The 16991-nt window shown below is 71.3% G+C and carries 16 protein-coding genes and 1 pseudogene; 11 read left to right on the forward strand and 6 right to left on the reverse strand.

The genetic code is table 11. The features are described from left to right. Window positions 1-56: 56 nt before the first annotated feature. The 7 genes from ABLE53_RS15350 to ABLE53_RS15380 all read left to right on the forward strand — a co-directional run bounded on the left by ABLE53_RS15350 (window position 57) and on the right by ABLE53_RS15380 (window position 7896). The gene (locus ABLE53_RS15350) at window positions 57-1100 is read left to right on the forward strand and encodes a TIGR03842 family LLM class F420-dependent oxidoreductase (RefSeq protein ID WP_348859879.1); all 1044 of its coding nucleotides are present in this window, start codon (window positions 57-59) and stop codon (window positions 1098-1100) included. Continuing rightward, a complete protein-coding gene (locus ABLE53_RS15355; RefSeq protein ID WP_348859880.1) occupies window positions 1097-2017 on the forward strand; it encodes an ABC transporter permease in 921 nt (306 codons plus the stop codon). The genes ABLE53_RS15350 and ABLE53_RS15355 overlap by 4 nt, the downstream gene beginning before the upstream one ends. Beyond that, on the forward strand, window positions 2014-2847 hold the full coding sequence (locus tag ABLE53_RS15360) for an ABC transporter ATP-binding protein (protein ID WP_348859881.1): 834 nt from the start codon (window positions 2014-2016) through the stop codon (window positions 2845-2847). The genes ABLE53_RS15355 and ABLE53_RS15360 overlap by 4 nt, the downstream gene beginning before the upstream one ends. Continuing rightward, window positions 2844-3641 (forward strand): ABC transporter permease, encoded by a 798-nt coding sequence (locus ABLE53_RS15365; RefSeq protein ID WP_348859882.1) that lies wholly within the window; start codon window positions 2844-2846, stop codon window positions 3639-3641. The genes ABLE53_RS15360 and ABLE53_RS15365 overlap by 4 nt, the downstream gene beginning before the upstream one ends. A gap of 65 nt (window positions 3642-3706) precedes the next feature. After that, on the forward strand, window positions 3707-4891 hold the full coding sequence (locus ABLE53_RS15370; RefSeq protein WP_348859883.1) for an ABC transporter substrate-binding protein: 1185 nt from the start codon (window positions 3707-3709) through the stop codon (window positions 4889-4891). A 122-nt stretch (window positions 4892-5013) separates the two neighbouring features. Beyond that, on the forward strand, window positions 5014-6351 hold the full coding sequence (locus tag ABLE53_RS15375; protein ID WP_348859884.1) for an aspartate aminotransferase family protein: 1338 nt from the start codon (window positions 5014-5016) through the stop codon (window positions 6349-6351). 21 nt (window positions 6352-6372) lie between these two features. Further along, entirely contained in the window at window positions 6373-7896 is a 1524-nt protein-coding gene (locus ABLE53_RS15380) for a CoA-acylating methylmalonate-semialdehyde dehydrogenase (RefSeq protein WP_348859885.1), read from the forward strand. Window positions 7897-7936: 40 nt separating this feature from the next. Here ABLE53_RS15380 and ABLE53_RS15385 read toward each other — a convergent pair whose 3' ends face one another. From ABLE53_RS15385 to ABLE53_RS15405, 6 genes and pseudogenes are all read right to left on the reverse strand, one after another. Further along, window positions 7937-8026: a helix-turn-helix domain-containing protein gene (locus ABLE53_RS15385; RefSeq protein WP_348859886.1), complete on the reverse strand. Its 90-nt coding sequence runs from the start codon at window positions 8024-8026 to the stop codon at window positions 7937-7939. An 85-nt stretch (window positions 8027-8111) separates the two neighbouring features. Then, a pseudogene (locus ABLE53_RS24910) lies at window positions 8112-8255 on the reverse strand (AAA-type ATPase lid domain-containing protein); the annotation flags it as partial. A 50-nt stretch (window positions 8256-8305) separates the two neighbouring features. After that, window positions 8306-8527, reverse strand: a complete 222-nt coding sequence (locus ABLE53_RS15390) for a hypothetical protein (protein WP_348859887.1) — start codon at window positions 8525-8527, stop codon at window positions 8306-8308. A 158-nt stretch (window positions 8528-8685) separates the two neighbouring features. After that, on the reverse strand, window positions 8686-9576 hold the full coding sequence (locus ABLE53_RS15395) for a carbohydrate ABC transporter permease (protein ID WP_348859888.1): 891 nt from the start codon (window positions 9574-9576) through the stop codon (window positions 8686-8688). Further along, window positions 9576-10565 (reverse strand): carbohydrate ABC transporter permease, encoded by a 990-nt coding sequence (locus tag ABLE53_RS15400; RefSeq protein WP_348859889.1) that lies wholly within the window; start codon window positions 10563-10565, stop codon window positions 9576-9578. The genes ABLE53_RS15395 and ABLE53_RS15400 overlap by 1 nt, the downstream gene beginning before the upstream one ends. Beyond that, entirely contained in the window at window positions 10562-11875 is a 1314-nt protein-coding gene (locus ABLE53_RS15405) for an ABC transporter substrate-binding protein (protein WP_348859890.1), read from the reverse strand. The genes ABLE53_RS15400 and ABLE53_RS15405 overlap by 4 nt, the downstream gene beginning before the upstream one ends. 142 nt (window positions 11876-12017) lie before the next feature. On the opposite strand from ABLE53_RS15405, the gene ABLE53_RS15410 reads away from it, so the two are divergent. Genes ABLE53_RS15410 through ABLE53_RS15425 form a run of 4 tightly spaced genes read left to right on the forward strand, consistent with a single transcriptional unit; the run spans window position 12018 to window position 16939 of the window. Next, complete coding sequence (locus ABLE53_RS15410) at window positions 12018-13037, forward strand: LacI family DNA-binding transcriptional regulator (protein ID WP_348859891.1); 1020 nt, start codon at window positions 12018-12020, stop codon at window positions 13035-13037. Next, window positions 12973-15318: a glycoside hydrolase family 3 N-terminal domain-containing protein gene (locus ABLE53_RS15415; protein WP_348859892.1), complete on the forward strand. Its 2346-nt coding sequence runs from the start codon at window positions 12973-12975 to the stop codon at window positions 15316-15318. The genes ABLE53_RS15410 and ABLE53_RS15415 overlap by 65 nt, the downstream gene beginning before the upstream one ends. Then, window positions 15318-15701: an acetylxylan esterase gene (locus tag ABLE53_RS15420; protein WP_348859894.1), complete on the forward strand. Its 384-nt coding sequence runs from the start codon at window positions 15318-15320 to the stop codon at window positions 15699-15701. Before ABLE53_RS15415 ends, ABLE53_RS15420 begins: the two co-directional genes overlap by 1 nt. Then, window positions 15698-16939 carry an FAD-binding protein gene (locus ABLE53_RS15425; protein WP_348859895.1) on the forward strand — a complete coding sequence of 414 codons (1242 nt, stop codon included), beginning with the start codon at window positions 15698-15700 and terminating at the stop codon, window positions 16937-16939. The genes ABLE53_RS15420 and ABLE53_RS15425 overlap by 4 nt, the downstream gene beginning before the upstream one ends. Window positions 16940-16991 lie beyond the last annotated feature (52 nt).

A 16991-nucleotide genomic window follows, 5' to 3' on the forward strand; every position in this document is an offset into this window, starting at 1 on the left:
TCGGTGGTTTCGAGACGGTCGCTTCGCGACCTCCTCAACCGCCGGAAGGAGCGATCATGGACTTCGGGGTCGTCCTGCAGACCGACCCGCCGCCGTGGCGGACGGTGGCGCTCGCGAAGCGGGCGGAGGAGTACGGCTTCTCCCACGTGTGGACCTTCGACAGCCACCTGCTGTGGATGGAGCCGTACGTCATCCACTCCCAGATCCTGGCCGAGACCAAGCGGATCACGGTCGGTCCGTTCGTCACCAACCCGGCCACGCGCGACTGGACCGTGACGGCGAGCGTGTTCGCGACGCTCAACGAGATGTACGGCAACCGCACCGTCTGCGGCATCGGCCGCGGCGACTCCGCCGTGCGCGTGCTCAACGGGAGGCCGTCGACGATCAAGGAGATGCGCGAGGCGACCCACGTGATCCGCGAGCTGGCCAGCTGCCGGAGCGTCGAGCTCAACGGGAGCACGCTCCGCTTCCCGTGGGCACGGACGTCGTCGCTGGAGGTCTGGGTCGCGGCGTACGGGCCACTCGCGCTCAAGGCCGCCGGCGAGGTCGGTGACGGGTTCATCCTGCAGCTCGCCGACGTCGACATCGCGGCGTGGATGATCGCCGCGGTCAAGGAGGCCGCGAGCAACGCCGGCCGCGATCCCGAGTCGCTCACCTTCTGCGTCGCCGCGCCGGCGTACGTCACCGACGGGACCGCCGCCGGCTTCGACCACGCCCTCGAGCAGTGCCGGTGGTTCGGCGGGATGGTCGGCAACCACGTGGCCGACATCGTCGCGAAGTACGGCGCCGGATCCGATTCTGGGGCCGGGGCGGTCCCACAGGCGCTGACCGACTACATCAAGGGCCGGGACGGCTACGACTACAACGAGCACGGACGGGCGGGGAACACCCACACCGCGTTCGTGCCCGACGACATCGTCGAGCGGTTCTGCGTGCTCGGCACCGTCGAGGACCAGGCGACCAAGCTCGAGGAGCTCAAGAAGCTGGGCGTCGACCAGTTCGCGATCTACCTCCAGCACGACGCCAAGGACGAGACCCTGGCGGCGTACGGCGACCACGTCATCCCGCGGGTCAACCTCCCCACGGCGGCGAAGGCATGACGAGAGCGGTGAGGTACGCCGGCCGGGCGCTGGCCGTGGTGGTCGGCCTGGTCGTGCTCGGCGCGCTGTGGGAGGGCTACAAGGCGTGGGGTCCCGAGCGGGGCGCGAAGGTCCTCGGCGTCCCGCTGCTGCCGCGTACCGACGACACCGCGATGCCCCACCTGTCGGCGATCTGGAAGGTCTTCGGCGACGACGACGGCGGCGGGGCGCAGAAGGCGATCACGTTCGGCCCGAAGCAGGACAGCCCGTCGGTGCTCCACGGCATCCTGGTCGCGTGCGGCCACACCCTGGTCTGGGCGGCGGTCGGGTTCGCGATCGGGGTCGTCGTCGGCGTACTCCTCTCGCTCGTCATGGAGCGCTTCGGCCTCGCCGAGCGCGCGCTGCTGCCGTACGTCGTGCTCAGCCAGACCGTGCCGCTCATCGCACTCACCCCGGTGCTGCAGCAGTGGGGCCACCACGTCCACGTCGGCCCGTGGGACTGGACGAACGCGACCTCGATCGAGCTGATCGCCGCCTACCTCGCGTTCTTCCCGGTCTCGGTCGGGATGCTTCGCGGCCTCAAGTCGCCGTCCGCGGTCCACGCCGACTACTTCGCGTCGGCGGCGGCAGGCTGGTGGAGCACGCTGCTCCGGCTGAAGCTGCCGGCGGCGGTGCGCTACCTCGTCCCGTCGCTGCGGCTCGCCGCGGCGGCGTCGGTCGTCGGGGCGATCGTCGCCGAGATCTCGCTGGGCCAGGGGTCCGTCGGCCAGGCGACCGGGATCGGCTCCCGGATCTGGCAGTACACCCAGCAGTCCGAGGCGGCCCGGCTCTACGCCTCGGTCGCCGCCGCGGCGGCGCTCGGCCTCGTCGCGGCCGCCGCGATCACCCTCGTCGACCTCGCCCTGTGGCGCTACCACCGGACCGGAGCCCGAGCATGACGACCACCGAGACGAGCACCCAGACGAGTACGCCGGCCGTCGCCGTCAGCGGCGTCACCATGACGTTCCCGACCCGCCGCGGGGAGGTGCACGCGCTCGCCGAGGTCGACCTGGTGGTCGGTGCCGGGGAGTTCGTGTCGCTCATCGGGCCGTCCGGGTGCGGGAAGTCGACGCTGCTGCGGATCATCGCCGACCTGCAGCGGCCCACCCGCGGCAGCGTCGAGGTCAACGGCAAGACCGCGCGCCGCGCCCGGCTCGACCAGGACTACGGCTTCGCGTTCCAGCAGGCGGGGCTGCTCGACTGGCGCACCGTGCGGGCCAACGTCGAGCTGCCGCTGCAGCTCCACGGCGTACCCCGGTCCGAGCGGCGTTCGCGCGCCATGGAGCTGCTCGAGCTGGTCGGGCTCGCCGACTTCGCAGACCAGCGGCCGCCGCAGCTCTCGGGCGGGATGCAGCAGCGGGTGGCGATCGCCCGCGCCCTGGCCGAGAGCCCGACCCTGCTGCTCATGGACGAGCCGTTCGGGGCGCTCGACGAGATGACGCGGGAGCGGATGCAGGCCGAGCTGGTCAGGATCGCTGGCGAGACCGGCGCGGCGGTGGTGTTCGTGACCCACTCGATCCCGGAGGCGGTCTTCCTCTCCGACCGGGTCGTGGTCATGTCGCCGCGGCCCGGACGCATCACCCAGATCGTCGAGGTGCCGCTCGGCGACCGCACCGAGGACACCCGGGAATCACCGGAGTTCTTCGCCGCCATCACCGAGGTCCGCGAGGCGCTGCGCGGCCGCGCCGGAGCCGGCAAGCACGCCGCCAACGCACAGGGGGCGCTGTGACGGGCGCGCCGGCGGCGGCCCTGCGCCGGTGCACCGGACTGGTCGTGCCGCCGGTCCTCTTCGGCATCGTCGTGCTGGCCCTCTGGCAGGGGCTGGTCCGGCTGCTGGACGTGAAGTCCTGGGTCCTCGCCGCCCCGACGGACATCTGGCACGAGGTCACCGCCCACCCGAGCCAGATCGCGGAGGCGGCCGGCAACAGCGGCCTGAACGCGCTCATCGGCCTGGTGATCGGCTGCGTCGTCGGCGTGCTCCTCGCCGCGCTGTGCTCGCGCGTCACCGTCCTCGGCCACGCGATCACCCCGCTCGTCGCGGCGCTCGCGGCGATCCCGATCGTCTGCCTCGCCCCCGTGCTCATGCACCTCTACGGCCTCACCTCGGCGGTGCCGCGGCGCGGCGTCGTGGCCATCGCGGCGTTCGTGCCGATGTTCATCAACACCCTGCGCGGCCTCGGCGAGATCTCCACGGTCCACCAGGAGCTGATGAGCAGCCTCGCGGCCAGCCGTACGGCGGTCCTCCGGCTGATCCGGCTGCCCGGCTCGCTCCCCCACCTCTGCACGGGGCTGCGCGTCGCGGCCTCGCTCGCGGTGATCTCGGCGGTCGTGAGCGAGTACTTCGGCGGCCTGCAGAACGGCCTCGGGTTCCGGATCAGCGACCAGGCCCATGCGACCAACTACCCCGGCGCCTGGGCGGCCGTGCTCGGCGCCGTCGTCCTCGGGCTGCTCTTCTTCCTCGCGGCGCTCCTCGTCGAGCGCCTCGTCCTCGGGAGACGGTCGGTCTCGGTCTCCCGGCAGTGACCACCCCGATCTCGGCGTACATCCCACCCGGCAGCGTGGCCGACCCATCCATCAGGAGGAACCCGATGCACACACCCCGTCGTACGAGCGGCCGTACGAGGCTCGCCGCCGGCGTGGCCTCGGCCGCGTTCGCCGTCGCCGGCCTCGCCGGCTGCGGCTCCGACGACAGCTCGTCGCCGTCCGCCTCCGGCAGCGAGTCCGGCAGCGGCTGCAGCTCGATGACCCCGGTCACCCTGCAGCTGCAGTGGCAGACCCAGGCGCAGTTCGCCGGCTACATCGAGGCGGGCGCGAAGGGCTACTACGAGAAGCAGTGCCTCAACGTCACGATCGTGCCCGCCGGCTCGGACACGGTGCCCCAGCTGACAGTCGCCGACGGCGGCTCGGCCGACTTCGCGATCGCGTGGGTCCCGAAGGCGCTGCAGTCGCGGGAGAAGGGCGCCGGCATCACCGACGTCGGGCAGGTCTTCCAGCGCTCCGGGACGCTGCAGATCTCGTTCAAGGACCAGGGCATCACCAGCGTGAAGGACCTCAAGGGGAAGAACGTCGGCGACTGGGGCTACGGCAACGAGTACGAGCTGTTCGCCGGCATGACCAAGGCCGGGCTCGACCCCTCGAAGGACGTCAACATCGTCCAGCAGGCCTTCGACATGGACGGCTTCCTCAAGGGCGACATCGACGCGGCTCAGGCGATGATCTACAACGAGTACGCCCTCGTGCTCGAGTCGAAGAACCCGAAGACCGGCAAGCTCTACCAGCCCTCCGACCTCAACGTGATCAACTGGAACGACGAGGGCACCGCGATGCTCCAGGACGCGATCTGGGCCAACAGTAAGAAGCTGGAGGACCCGGACTTCCAGGACACCACGGTGAAGTTCCTGACCGCGAGCTACCAGGGCTGGATCGAGTGCGCCAGCAACCCGCAGCAGTGCGCCGACGACGTGGTGTCCGCGGGCGACGGGCTCGCACCGGTCCACCAGCTGTGGATGATGAACGAGATCAACAAGCTGGTCTGGCCCTCGCCGCAGGGAATCGGCATGGTGGACAAGAAGATGTGGGACCAGACTGTCGACATCGCCCGGAACACCAAGAACAAGGACGGCGATACGGTGCTGACCAAGGCGCCGGCCGCGGGTGCCTACACCAACGACTACACCGAGAAGGCGCTCGCCAACCTCGAGAAGATGGGACTCGACGTGAAGGGCACCGACTTCAAGCCGATCTCGGTCACCCTGACCGAGGGTGGGAAGTGATGATCACGAAACAATCAGTGCGATAGCCTTCTGAAAACGTGCCTGCTGGCCGATCCAATCTTCGGAATCAGTTGTTTCGGCCAGCAGGATCAGCCCCGATCCGTACGACGAAATCAGGCGCCATGACCAGCACCATCCCGAACTCCCCGACGACCGACGCGAACACCGACCTCGACGCGCTGACGCTGCAGCTCGACCGAGCACACGTCTTCCACTCGTGGTCAGCACAGGGCGGTCTCAAGCCGCTCGTGCTGGCGGGCGGCAGCGGGAGCCGGGTCTGGGACCACGCCGGGCGCACCTACCTCGACTTCTCCAGCCAGCTGGTCAACACCAACATCGGCCACCAGCATCCCCGGGTGGTGGCGGCGATCAAGGAGCAGGCCGATGTCCTGACGACGGTCGCGCCTGCGACCGCCAACCTGACCCGCGGCCAGGCCGCCGAGCGGATCACCGCCCTCGCCCCGGCGGGCTTCAACAAGGTCTTCTTCACCAACGCCGGCGCCGATGCCAACGAGAACGCCATCCGGATGGCGCGTCTCCACACCGGCCGCGACAAGGTGCTCACGACCTACCGCTCCTACCACGGCAACACCGGGGCGGCGGTCGTCGCCACGGGCGACTGGCGCCGGGTGCCCAACGAGTTCGCCCGCGGCCACGTGCACTTCTTCGGCCCCTACCTCTACCGGTCGGAGTTCTGGGCGACGACGCCGGAGCAGGAGAGCGAGCGCGCCCTGCACCACCTCCGCCGGGTGATCGAGGCCGAGGGCCCCGAGTCGATCGCCGCGGTCATGCTCGAGACCGTCCCCGGCACCGCCGGTGTCCTGATGCCGCCGCCGGGCTACCTCGCCGGCGTACGCGCGCTGTGCGACCAGTACGGCATCATGCTGATCCTCGACGAGGTCATGGCGGGCTTCGGGCGGACCGGGCACTGGTTCGCGCTCGACGCGTACGGCGTCGTCCCCGACCTCATCACGTTCGCCAAGGGCGTCAACTCGGGCTACGTCCCGGCCGGCGGCGTGATCATCAGCGACCCGATCGCCGCGACGTTCGACGAGCGGGTCTTCCCCGGCGGCCTCACCTACTCCGGCCACCCCCTGGCTATGGCCTCGATCGTCGCGACCCTGGACGCGATGAAGGAGGAGGGCGTCGTCGACAACGCCGCGACGATCGGCCACGACTACATCGGCCCGGGTCTCGCCGAGCTGGAGGCGAAGCACGACGTCGTCGGCGAGGTACGCGGCACCGGCGTCTTCTGGGCGATCGAGCTGGTCGCCGACGCCGCCACCCGCGAGCCCGCCTCGGCCGCCACCATGGCGAAGGCGAAGTCCGAGCTGCTCGCGCGCGGGCTGCTCCCCTTCGTCCAGGACAACCGCATCCACGTCGTACCCCCGTGCGTCGTCACCTCCGATGAGGTGGCGGAGGCGCTGGCGACGTACGACGAGGTCCTCGGCCTTCTCTGAAACCCTCGAAAGGTGACAACGATGTCTGACCAGAACTCCGGACTCCCGGTCCTCGACCACTGGATCGACGGCGCCACGACGCCCGGCACCGGCACCCGCGTCGGCGACGTGTACGACCCGGCCCTCGGCACCGTCCAGCGGCACGTCCGCTTCGCGACCGCGGCCGACGTCGACACCGCCGTCGGCGCCGCGCGGAAGGCGTTCGCCGAGTGGGGCGAGGCCTCGCTGGCCAAGCGCATGCAGGTCGTGTTCAAGTTCCGCGAGCTGCTCGTCGCCCGCAAGGACGAGCTCGCCGCGATCATCACCGCCGAGCAGGGCAAGGTGCTCGCCGACGCGGCCGGCGAGATCGCCCGTGGCCTCGAGGTCGTGGAGTTCGCGTGTGCGATGCCGCACCTGATCAAGGGCGCGATGAGCGAGAACGTCTCGACCGGCGTCGACGTCCACTCGCTCAAGCAGCCGCTCGGGGTGGTCGGCATCATCAGCCCGTTCAACTTCCCGGCGATGGTGCCGATGTGGTTCTTCCCGATCGCGATCGCGGCCGGCAACACGGTCGTCGTGAAGCCCTCCGAGAAGGACCCGTCGGCCTCCAACTGGCTCGCCGAGCTGTGGGCCGAGGCCGGCCTGCCCGCGGGCGTCTTCAACGTCGTCCACGGCGACAAGGAGGCCGTCGACGCGCTGCTCGACCACCCGGACGTCGCCTCGATCTCGTTCGTCGGCTCGACCCCGATCGCGAGGTACGTCTACGAGAAGGGCACCGCCGCCGGCAAGCGCGTGCAGGCGCTCGGTGGCGCCAAGAACCACATGCTCGTACTCCCCGACGCCGACCTCGACCTCGTCGCCGACTCGGCGGTCAACGCCGGCTTCGGCGCCGCCGGCGAGCGCTGCATGGCGATCTCGGTCGTCCTCGCGGTCGACACCGTCGCCGACGACCTCATCGGCAAGATCCGGGAGCGGATGGCCGGGCTCAAGATCGGCGACGGCCGCCGCGGCTCCGACATGGGGCCGCTCATCACCGGCGCCCACCGCGACAAGGTCACCTCGTACGTCGACGTGGCGACCGCCGACGGCGCCGAGGTGGTCGTCGACGGCCGGATCGGCCACGGCGGGGTGGAGATCGACGGCGACCCGAACGGCTTCTGGGTCGGCCCCACGCTCATCGACAAGGTGCCGACCAGCTCGACCGTCTACACCGAGGAGATCTTCGGCCCCGTCCTCTCCGTCGTACGCGTCTCGGGCTACGAGGAGGGCCTCCAGCTGATCAACTCCGGGCAGTTCGGCAACGGCACCGCCATCTTCACCAACGACGGCGGGGCCGCCCGGAAGTTCCAGCGCGAGGTCCAGGTCGGCATGGTCGGCATCAACGTCCCGATCCCGGTGCCGGTCGCCTACCACTCCTTCGGCGGCTGGAAGTCGTCGCTCTTCGGCGACACCAAGGCCTACGGCGTCCACGGCGTCGACTTCTTCACCCGCGAGAAGGCCGTCACCACCCGCTGGCTCGACCCCTCCCACGGCGGCATCAACCTCGGCTTCCCTCAGCACGACTAGGGCCGAGTCGGGGTTCCGCAGGTCTGGCGTCCGCCGGGCCCTATCCGCGTGGCAGGCGTATGCCGTACTGCGAGAGCTTGCGGTAGACGGTCGCCCGCGACATCCCGAGCTCGGCGGCCGCGTCGTTCATGGTGATGCCGGGCGGGTGAGGGCGCGGATGATCTCGTCCCGCTCGAAGGTCTCGATGCGGGACAGCCGGTGGCCGGAGTCGGAGAGCAGTTCGGCGGCAGGTGGCGTACGTCGACGAGGTCGGTCAGCGCAGCGGCTCGGCTGACAACCCGGCGCAGCTCGGCCACGTTGCCCGGCCAGCCGTGGTCGCGCAGCCGCGTCCCCGGCCCCGCCTGCACCGCGCCGCCCACGTCTGATCATCGTCGGGTCGGCGCTGGTGAGCCCAGCGCCGACCCGGCGGTCAGGCCTCGTCCTCCTCGGACTCGCCGTACGGATAGTCGTCGTCGAAGCCCGAGACCGCCTCGACCTGGTCGAGGTAGTCGGCCTCGTCGACGTCGTCGCGACGGGGCGGTACGTCGTTGCCGGCCGCCTCCTCCTCGTCGACCTCCGCGTCGTCGACGACAGGCTGCTCCTGCTCCTCGACATCCGCCTCGTTCGCCCTGTCGAACGCGTCAGCAGTCATGGTGGATCGGTTCCCTTCCACTCGGTCGACGAAACGGGCCACCGAGGGCCTGCGACGCAGTCCACACCGTCGGGGCGGTGCCGGGCAAGCGCCGCGTGCCGCGCCGGCACGGGACTGCGGTTCGCTACCGGTGCGGCACGCCGGAGGCGAGGTCGTGACTACCCCTTGACGGCGCCGCTGAGGGCGCCGACGATCTTCCGCTCCGCGGCCATGAAGAACAGCAGGGTCGGCAGCGTCGAGAGGGCGCTGAAGGCCAGGACGCGGGCGGTGTCCTGGGAGTACTGCGTCTGGAACGCGGCCACCCCGAGCGGCAGGGTGAAGTGGCTCTGGTCGTTGAAGACCAGCAGCGGGAGGACGAAGAAGTTCCAGCTCGTGACGAAGGCGAGGATCGCCACCGTGGCCAGCGCGGGACCGGACAGCGGGATCAGGATCCGCCAGAAGAAGCTCAGCCTGCTCGCGCCGTCGACGAGGGCGGCGTCCTCGAGCTCGCCGGGGACCTCGCGCATGAACGGCCTCAGGATGATGATCGTCAGCGAGAGCTGGAACGCCGCCTCGGGGAGGATGACGCCGAGATAGCTCTCCAGCAGGCCGATCTGCCGCAGCCACAGGTAGAGCGGCAGGGCCGCGACGCTGAGCGGGAAGAGCAGCCCGATCGAGAACATGGCGTACATCGCCTCACGCCCGCGGAAGCTGTAGCGCGCCAGCGCGAACGCCGCCATCGCCCCGAGAGTGACGGTGACAAGGGTCATCGCGCCGGCGATCAGCGCGCTGTTGAGCAGGAACCGCCAGAACAGCGAGGAGCCCAGGATCTCGCGGTAGTTGTCGAGGACCCATGGCTTCGGCAACCCGGCCGGGTTCTCGTTGATCTGAGGGGTTGTGCGGAACCCGCCGACGAACACGAAGAGCAGCGGCACCAGCGTCACGACGAGGAGCACCACCGCCGCGACGTACGCCGAGACCGTGCCCGGGAGTGAGCCGCCGGTCCGCCGGCGTACGCCGTGGTCCGGCCGGGCCGGGCCACCCGGAAGCGGGTGCTCGACGACCGCCATCAGCCCACCGCCCTGGTCAGCGCACCCTCGACGTCCCGCCGCAGCGCGAACCGCTGGTAGAGGAGGGAGAAGACGAGGCAGATGAGGAAGAGGATCACCGCGACGGCGCTGCCGTAGCCGAACTGGTAGCGGCGGAACCCGTGGTCGAGCATGTAGACCGCCATCGTGTCCGAGGCGTTCGCCGGGCCGCCGAGGGTCATGATCCACACCAGGTCGAAGAGCTGCAGGGAGCCGATCACCGAGAGGAAGACCCAGATCCTGATCGTGGGGCCGAGCAGCGGGAGGGTGATCCGCCGGGTGATGCTCCACGAACCCGCACCGTCCATCGCGGCGGCCTCGCGCAGCTCGGCCGGGATGCCCTGCAGTCCGGCGAGCAGCACGATGATCCCGAAGCCGATGTACTTCCAGGTGATCACGACGAAGAGGGTGTAGAGCACCAGACGCTGGTCGGCGAGCCAGTGGTGGACGAGCCCGCCGAGGCCCGCGTCCCGGAACACCCGGTCGACGAACCCGTCCGGCTGGAGCATCAGCAGCCAGATCACGCCGGCGATCGCCTCGGAGAGGACGTACGGCGCGAAGACCACCAGCCGGAGCAGGCCGCGACCGCGCAGCCGACGGTTGAGCAGGAGCGCGATCCCGATCGCCAGCGGGAGCTGGATCAGCAGGGAGAGCGCCACGATGATCAGGTTGTGGACCACCGCCTCGCGGAAGTCCGGGTCGTGGAGCGCGAACGAGTAGTTGTGCAGGCCGACGAAGTCGGTGACGACGGCGAACCCGTTCCAGCGGTAGAAGCTGTGGTAGACCGCCACCGCGATCGGCACGAGCACGAAGCCGACGAAGAGCAGCGTCGCCGGGCCGAGGAGCAGCGCGAGCTCGCCGCTCTTCCGCCAGGACCGGCGGCGCGCCGGCCGCGACTGGATGCGGCCGGCCGCGCCGGTTCCCTCCGGGAAGGAGACCGGCCCCGCGGCCTCCCTGATCGTGCTGCTCACGGCGCCTTGGAGTTGGCGACCGAGTCGGCGACGTCCTTGGAGGAGCCCTTGCCGGCGACGAAGTCGGCGACGGCGGTGTCCAGCGCCTGTCCGACGTCGGTCGGCAGGGCCTGGTCGAAGTAGAGCTGGTTGTAGGAGACCGTCCCGAGGTACGACAGCGCGGTCTTCGCGGCCTCGTTGGTGATCGCGCCGTTCGCGGCCGGGTTGGACGGGAGCGAGATCGTCGTCGACTTCACCAGCTCGGTCTGGACCGGGGCGCTGGTGATGTACTTCAGGAAGTCCGGGCAGGCGACGGTGGCCTTGCTGGTGCAGCTGAACCCGTCTCCGCCACCGAGCGCGGCCTTCGGGTCGCCGGCACCGCCGTCGACCGCCGGGAAGGGGAACCAGCCCATCTTGGAGGCGAAGTCCTTGTCCTGGGTCAGCGACGGCATGACCAGCATCTCCCAGTCGCCCTGCAGCTCCATCGCCGCCTTGCCATTGGCCACCAGTCCGGCCGAGCTGCCGGCACCCTGCTGGGCGGGCGTCCCGAGGAAGCCCTCCTGGAACGGGTCGGTCGCCATGAAGTCCTTGAGGTCGTCGCCGGCCTTGGTGAAGCACTCGTCGTCGAACGACGAGCTCTCGATGGAGGAGGTCACCGTGTCCTGCGAGCACTCGCGGAGCACGAAGTACTCCCACCAGAACGCATCCGGCCAGCGGTCCTTGCTGCCGATCGCGACCGGCACGATGCCGGCGGCCTTCAGCTTCTGCACGTCGGCGTCGAAGTCGGTCATCGTCGTCGGCGGCTGGGTGATGCCGGCCTTCGCGAACAGGTCCTTGCGGTACCAGAACCCCACGACGTGGTAGTCGTACGGCACGCCGTACCACTTGCCGTCCACCTGCCAGCCCTTCGCCGACGGGCCGAGCTGGTCGATCCAGCCGCTGACCTGCGGCGTCATGTCGAGGAGCTTCCCGGACTGGACCTGCGTGGCCTCGGCGCCGCCTCCCCACTGCTGGTAGAGGCTCGGCGGGTTGGAGCTCTCGAGCGCGGCGGGGACCTTCGAGGTGAACTGCTCGTTCTGGATCGGGACGATCTTGAACGTCACGTTGGGGTGGGCCTTCGTGTAGGCGCGGGCGACCTTCTCCCATTCCGACTTGCCCGGGTCCGCGGTGGCGTTGTGCCACCAGGTGAGCGACACGTTGCCGACGTCCTCGACGCTGCCCGTGGCGACCGCGGCCGACGACTTGCTGCCGCTGCCGCCTCCGCAGGCGGCGAGCATGGCCCCTACCGTGATCAGTCCGGCTACGGCGGCCAGACCTCGATGTCCGCGCATGGTCCTCTCCTCCGGATCGTCGCCGCGCCCTGTCGGCGCCGGGATGTGACGTGCGTCACGCCGATTCCCGGCCAGCATGACAACGCCGCGGAGGCGATGTCAATCGTTGTCGATAACGATTTCCATGAGTATGTTTCGGAGCATGGACACTGGGCGGAGCCCGCGAGGGCGGGTGACGATCCGCGAGGTCGCGGAGGCGGCCGGCGTCTCGGTCGCGACCGTGTCGAAGGTGCTCAACGACCGGTACGGCGTCGCCGGCGCGACCTCCGAGAAGGTGCGCGCCGTCATCGCGGAGCTGGGCTACGAGTCGAGCCTGGTCGCCCGGTCGCTGCGCAACCACCGCACCAACGTGATCGGCATCCTGGTCGCCGACTTCGAGCCGTTCAGCACGGAGGTCCTCAAGGGCGCCGCCGACGCGATCCGCGGCACCGGCTTCGAGCTGGTCGTCTACTCCGCGGCCGGCCAGGCCGAGGAGCGGGTCGGGTGGGAGCGCCGCCATCTCAACCGGGTGAGCGGCACGCTCGTCGACGGGGCCGTGCTCGTCACCCCGACGGTCACGGACATCGTGACGAGCAGCCCCATCGTCGCCATCGACCCCCACGAGGGGCCGACCGGCCTCCCGACCGTCGACTCCGACAACCTCAAGGGCGGCCGCCTCGCCACCGAGCACCTGCTGGATCTCGGCCACCGCCGGATCGCGATGCTCACCGGCCGGCCCGACCTGCAGTCCTCGCGGTCGCGCGAGCAGGGGTTCCGGGAGGCGCACCGCGCCGCCGGCGTACCTCTCGACGAGAGCCTGCTGTGCGAGGGCGACTACAAGCCGGAGGTCGCGGCCGAGACCGCCCGGGCGCTGCTGTCACGGCCCGACCGGCCGACCGCCGTCTTCGCCGCGAACGACGGCACCGCGATCGCCACGATCCAGGTGGCCGCCGAGCTCGGCCTCGGCGTACCCGGCGACCTGTCGGTCGTCGGCTTCGACAACATCCCCGAGGCGGCCGTGCGCACTCCCCCGCTGACGACCGTGGAACAGCCGATCAGGGAGATGGGGCAGCGCGCGCTCCAGCTCCTCGTGCACCTGATCCGTGAGGAGAGCGTCGATGAGCAGCACGTCCGACTACCCACCAGACTCGTCGTCCGGGGAAGCACCGCTCCCCTGGCGTGACGCGCGGCGCCCGGTCGCCGAGCGGGTCGCCGACCTGGTCGGCCGGATGACGCTCGAGGAGAAGGTCTCCCAGCTGTACGGCGTCTGGGTCGGCATCGATGCCACCGAGGGCGACGTCGCGCCGCACCAGCACGAGCTGGTCGGGCCGCTCGACTGGGCCGAGGTGATCGTCGGCGGGCTCGGCCAGCTCACCCGGCCGTACGGCACCGCGCCGGTGGAGCCCGGCCGCGGCGCGGTCGCTCTCGCGGAGAGCCAGCGGCAGATCATGGCGGCCAACCGCTTCGGGATCCCGGCGGTCGTCCACGAGGAGTGCCTCACCGGCCTGGCGGCCTGGCGGGCGACCGTCTTCCCCAGCCCGCTGTGCTGGGCCGCGTCGTTCGACCCCGGCCTCGTCCAGCGGATGTCGTACGCCGTCGGCGGCCTCATGCGCCGGCTCGGGATCCACCAGGGGCTGGCGCCCGTGCTCGACGTGGTCCGCGACCTGCGCTGGGGCCGGGTCGAGGAGACCATGGGCGAGGACCCCTACCTGGTGGGACTGATCGGCGCGGCGTACGTGAGCGGGCTGGAGACGGCCGGGGTCGTCGCGACGCTCAAGCACTTCGCCGGCTACTCCGCGTCGGCCGCCGGCCGCAACCTCGCGCCGGTCTCGCTCGGGCCGCGCGAGCTCGCCGACGTCCTGCTGCCGCCGTTCGAGGCGGCGCTGCAGGCAGGAGCGCGGTCGGTGATGAACGCCTACACCGCCGTCGACGGTGTGCCCACCGCCGCCGACGACGGCATGCTGACCGGGCTGCTGCGCGACCGGCTCGGCTTCACGGGGACCGTGGTGGCCGACTACTTCTCGGTCGGCTTCCTGCAGACTCAGCACGCCGTCGCGGAGACCCCCGCCGACGCGGGCCTTGCCGCGCTGGCCGCCGGGATCGACGTCGAGCTCCCGTCGGTGAGCTGCTTCGGCGGACCGCTGCTCGAGGCGGTCCGCGGCGACGCCGGACGCGAGGCCCTCGTCGACCGCGCCGTCACCCGCGTGCTGACGCAGAAGGCCGGGCTCGGCATGCTCGACGAGGGCTGGTCGCCGGATCCCGCGGCCGTGCCGGACACGCTCGACGACCCCGAGATGCGGTCGCTCGCCCGCGAGCTCGCCACGCGTTCCGTCGTACTCCTGCAGAACGACGGGACGCTTCCCCTCCCCGCGGGACTCCGGCTGGCGGTGGTCGGGCCGCGGGCACACACCCCGCAGGCGATGCTCGGCTGCTACTCGTTCCCGATGCACGTGGGCGTGCACCACCCGACCGTGCCGATCGGGGTCGCCATCCCGACGGTGCTCGACGCGCTCGCCGGCGATGCCGCCGGCTACCACGTGACGTACGCCGAGGGGTGCCCGGTCACCGGCGGCGACGACGAGGGGATCCGGGTCGCGGCGGAGGCGGCGGCCGGGGCCGACGTGTGCGTCGCCGTGCTCGGCGACCAGGCCGGGCTGTTCGGCCTCGGCACCTCCGGAGAGGGCTGCGACGCCGTGGACCTGCGCCTGCCCGGACGGCAGGAGGAGCTGCTGGAGGCGTTGCTCGCCACGGACACGCCGGTCGTCCTCGTCCTGCTGGTCGGGCGGCCGTACGACCTCTCCCGGGTGGCCGACCGGGTGGCCGCGGTCGTGTGCGGCTTCTTCCCCGGCGAGGAGGGCGCGCCGGCACTCGCCGACGTCCTCTCCGGGCGGGTCAACCCGTCGGGACGGCTGCCGGTCTCGTTCCCGCGGACGAGCAGCCAGCCCGGGACCTACCTCGTGCCGCGGCTCGGGCAGCGCACCGAGGTCAGCTCGGTCGACCCGACGCCGCTGTTCGCGTTCGGCCACGGGCTCGGGTACGCCGCGGCCGTCTGGGAGGGCGTCGAGCTGCTCGGCTGCCCGGAGTGGCCCACCGCCGGCACGGTGGAGGTGGCCGTCTCGCTCGCCAACCCGACACCGGGCGAGGTCAGCGAGGTCGTCCAGGTCTACCTTCACGACGTCACCGCCTCCGTCGTACGCCCGGTGCAGCAGCTCGTCGGCGCCGCGCGGGCCGACCTGGCCCCGGGCGCACGCGTCACGGTCCGGATCGGGCTGCATGCCGACCTGGCGTCCTACACCGGCCGCGACCTGCGCCGCCTCGTCGAGCCGGGCGAGGTCGAGCTCCGCGTCGGCGCCTCGAGCAGCGACATCCGCGAGGTGCTGAAGGTCCGGATGACCGGCGAGGCGAGGTACGTCGGGGACCGGCGGCACCTGCACGCCGAGGTCACGCTCGACGTGGAGGACTGATGCCGCGCACGGACCTGCCGCTCGCAGAGCTGTGGGAGTGGCCGGAGCTGCCGGAGCCGGCCGAGCTCGCGGTCGGCGACCCGTACGCCGAGGTCGCCCGCTATCTCGCCGCCCACCGCGACCGGGTGGCAGCCGCGTTCGACACGCTCGTCCACCTCGACGCCGCGCTCCTCGCTCGACGGGCGACCGCCCCGGCGCTGTTCTCCGTTGCGATGATGAACCAGACCTGTCCCCCGTCGACCGTCTTCGCGGCGTACCACGCCTACGGCGGCTCGTCGCACGTGCCGAAGGAGATCGCCGTCTACGAGTTCAACGACCACGAGGGCGGGGAGGCGTTCCAGCAGCGCCGCCAGCTCCGCTGGCTCGCCGAGGTGCTCGGGTGACGCCCGCCGTGACGCCCGCAGGCACGACCTGGGCCGGGAGCCACGCGTTCGCCGCCCGCGGGCTCGTCCGGCCCGCGTCGGTCGCGGAGGTGCAGGAGCTCGTCGTACGCGAGCCGCGGCTGCGGGCGCTCGGCTCCCGACACTCCTTCACCGACCTCGCCGACACCGACGGCCTGCTCGTCTCGACCGAGGCGCTCGCCGGCCCGGAGCTCGACGGGTCGGTGGTGCGGCTCCCGGCCGGGATGAGGTACGGCGACCTCGCGGTCTGGCTGCACGCCCGCGGCCGGGCCCTGCCGAACCTCGCCTCGCTCCCCCACATCTCGGTCGCCGGGGCGGTCGCGACCGGCACCCACGGCGCGGGGCTCCGCAACGGCTCGCTCGCGACGTCGGTCACGGCGCTCGAGCTGGTCGACGGCCGCGGCGAGCTGGTCCGGCTCGACGCGTCCTCCCCGGACTTCGCGGGCGCCGTCGTCGGGCTCGGCGCGCTCGGGATCGTCACCCACGTCGAGCTCGAGACCGTCCCGGCGTACGACGTCGTCCAGGTCGTCCACGAGGGACTGACCTGGCCAGTACTGCTGGAGCGGGTCGAGGAGGTGCTCGGGCTCGCCTACTCCGTGTCCGTGTTCACCCGGTGGACGGAGGACACCGTCTCGGTGTGGACCAAGGCACTGGCGTCCGAGGGGACGCCGGAGCTCTCCGGCGCGCGTCCTGCGACCGCGCAGCGGCACATGATCGACGGGCTCGACCCCACCCTGACCACGCCGCAGCTCGGGGTGCCGGGGCCGTGGCACGAGCGGATCCCGCACTTCCGACTGGGCTTCCAGCCGAGCGCCGGCGACGAGCTGCAGAGCGAGTACCTCGTGCCCCTCGTCCACGCCCGCGAGGCGCTGGAGGCCGTCCGCGGCCTCGGGCCGGCGCTCGCCCCGGTGCTCCTCGTCGCCGAGGTGCGCGGCATCGCGGGCGACGGGCTGTGGGTGTCCGGGGCCTACGGCACCGACACGGTGGGGCTGCACTTCACCTGGCGGCGCGATCACGCCGGCGTACTCCCACTCCTGCCGCTGCTCGAGGAGCGCCTGCTCCCCCTCGGCGCCCGACCGCACTGGGGCAAGGTGTTCGCCGCCGGCCCGGCCGACCTCGCCCCGCTCTACCCGCGCTGGGACGACTTCCGCTCCCTCGTCGGGCGCTACGACCCGGCCGGCAGGTTCCGCAACGCCTGGCTCGACCGCACGCTCGGTTGAGTCGGGGGTTCGGACCCGTTGAGTCGGGGATTCTGACCCGAAGACCGGTCAT

This window comes from Nocardioides asiaticus (genome assembly GCF_040049175.1).
Taxonomy (GTDB): Bacteria; Actinomycetota; Actinomycetes; order Propionibacteriales; family Nocardioidaceae; genus Nocardioides; species Nocardioides cheoyonin.

Excerpts from the sequence above, each read along its gene's own strand:
- ABLE53_RS15420 (WP_348859894.1), top strand. The coding sequence starts at position 15,318 with ATGCCGCGCACGGACCTGCCGCTCGCAGAGCTGTGGGAGTGGCCGGAG.
- ABLE53_RS15370 (WP_348859883.1), top strand. The coding sequence starts at position 3,707 with ATGCACACACCCCGTCGTACGAGCGGCCGTACGAGGCTCGCCGCCGGC.
- ABLE53_RS15415 (WP_348859892.1), top strand. The coding sequence starts at position 12,973 with ATGAGCAGCACGTCCGACTACCCACCAGACTCGTCGTCCGGGGAAGCA.
- ABLE53_RS15395 (WP_348859888.1), bottom strand. The coding sequence starts at position 9,576 with ATGGCGGTCGTCGAGCACCCGCTTCCGGGTGGCCCGGCCCGGCCGGAC.
- ABLE53_RS15385 (WP_348859886.1), bottom strand. The coding sequence starts at position 8,026 with ATGAACGACGCGGCCGCCGAGCTCGGGATGTCGCGGGCGACCGTCTAC.
- ABLE53_RS15375 (WP_348859884.1), top strand. The coding sequence starts at position 5,014 with ATGACCAGCACCATCCCGAACTCCCCGACGACCGACGCGAACACCGAC.
- ABLE53_RS15410 (WP_348859891.1), top strand. The coding sequence starts at position 12,018 with ATGGACACTGGGCGGAGCCCGCGAGGGCGGGTGACGATCCGCGAGGTC.
- ABLE53_RS15390 (WP_348859887.1), bottom strand. The coding sequence starts at position 8,527 with ATGACTGCTGACGCGTTCGACAGGGCGAACGAGGCGGATGTCGAGGAG.
- ABLE53_RS15350 (WP_348859879.1), top strand. The coding sequence starts at position 57 with ATGGACTTCGGGGTCGTCCTGCAGACCGACCCGCCGCCGTGGCGGACG.
- ABLE53_RS15360 (WP_348859881.1), top strand. The coding sequence starts at position 2,014 with ATGACGACCACCGAGACGAGCACCCAGACGAGTACGCCGGCCGTCGCC.
- ABLE53_RS15380 (WP_348859885.1), top strand. The coding sequence starts at position 6,373 with ATGTCTGACCAGAACTCCGGACTCCCGGTCCTCGACCACTGGATCGAC.
- ABLE53_RS15405 (WP_348859890.1), bottom strand. The coding sequence starts at position 11,875 with ATGCGCGGACATCGAGGTCTGGCCGCCGTAGCCGGACTGATCACGGTA.
- ABLE53_RS15355 (WP_348859880.1), top strand. The coding sequence starts at position 1,097 with ATGACGAGAGCGGTGAGGTACGCCGGCCGGGCGCTGGCCGTGGTGGTC.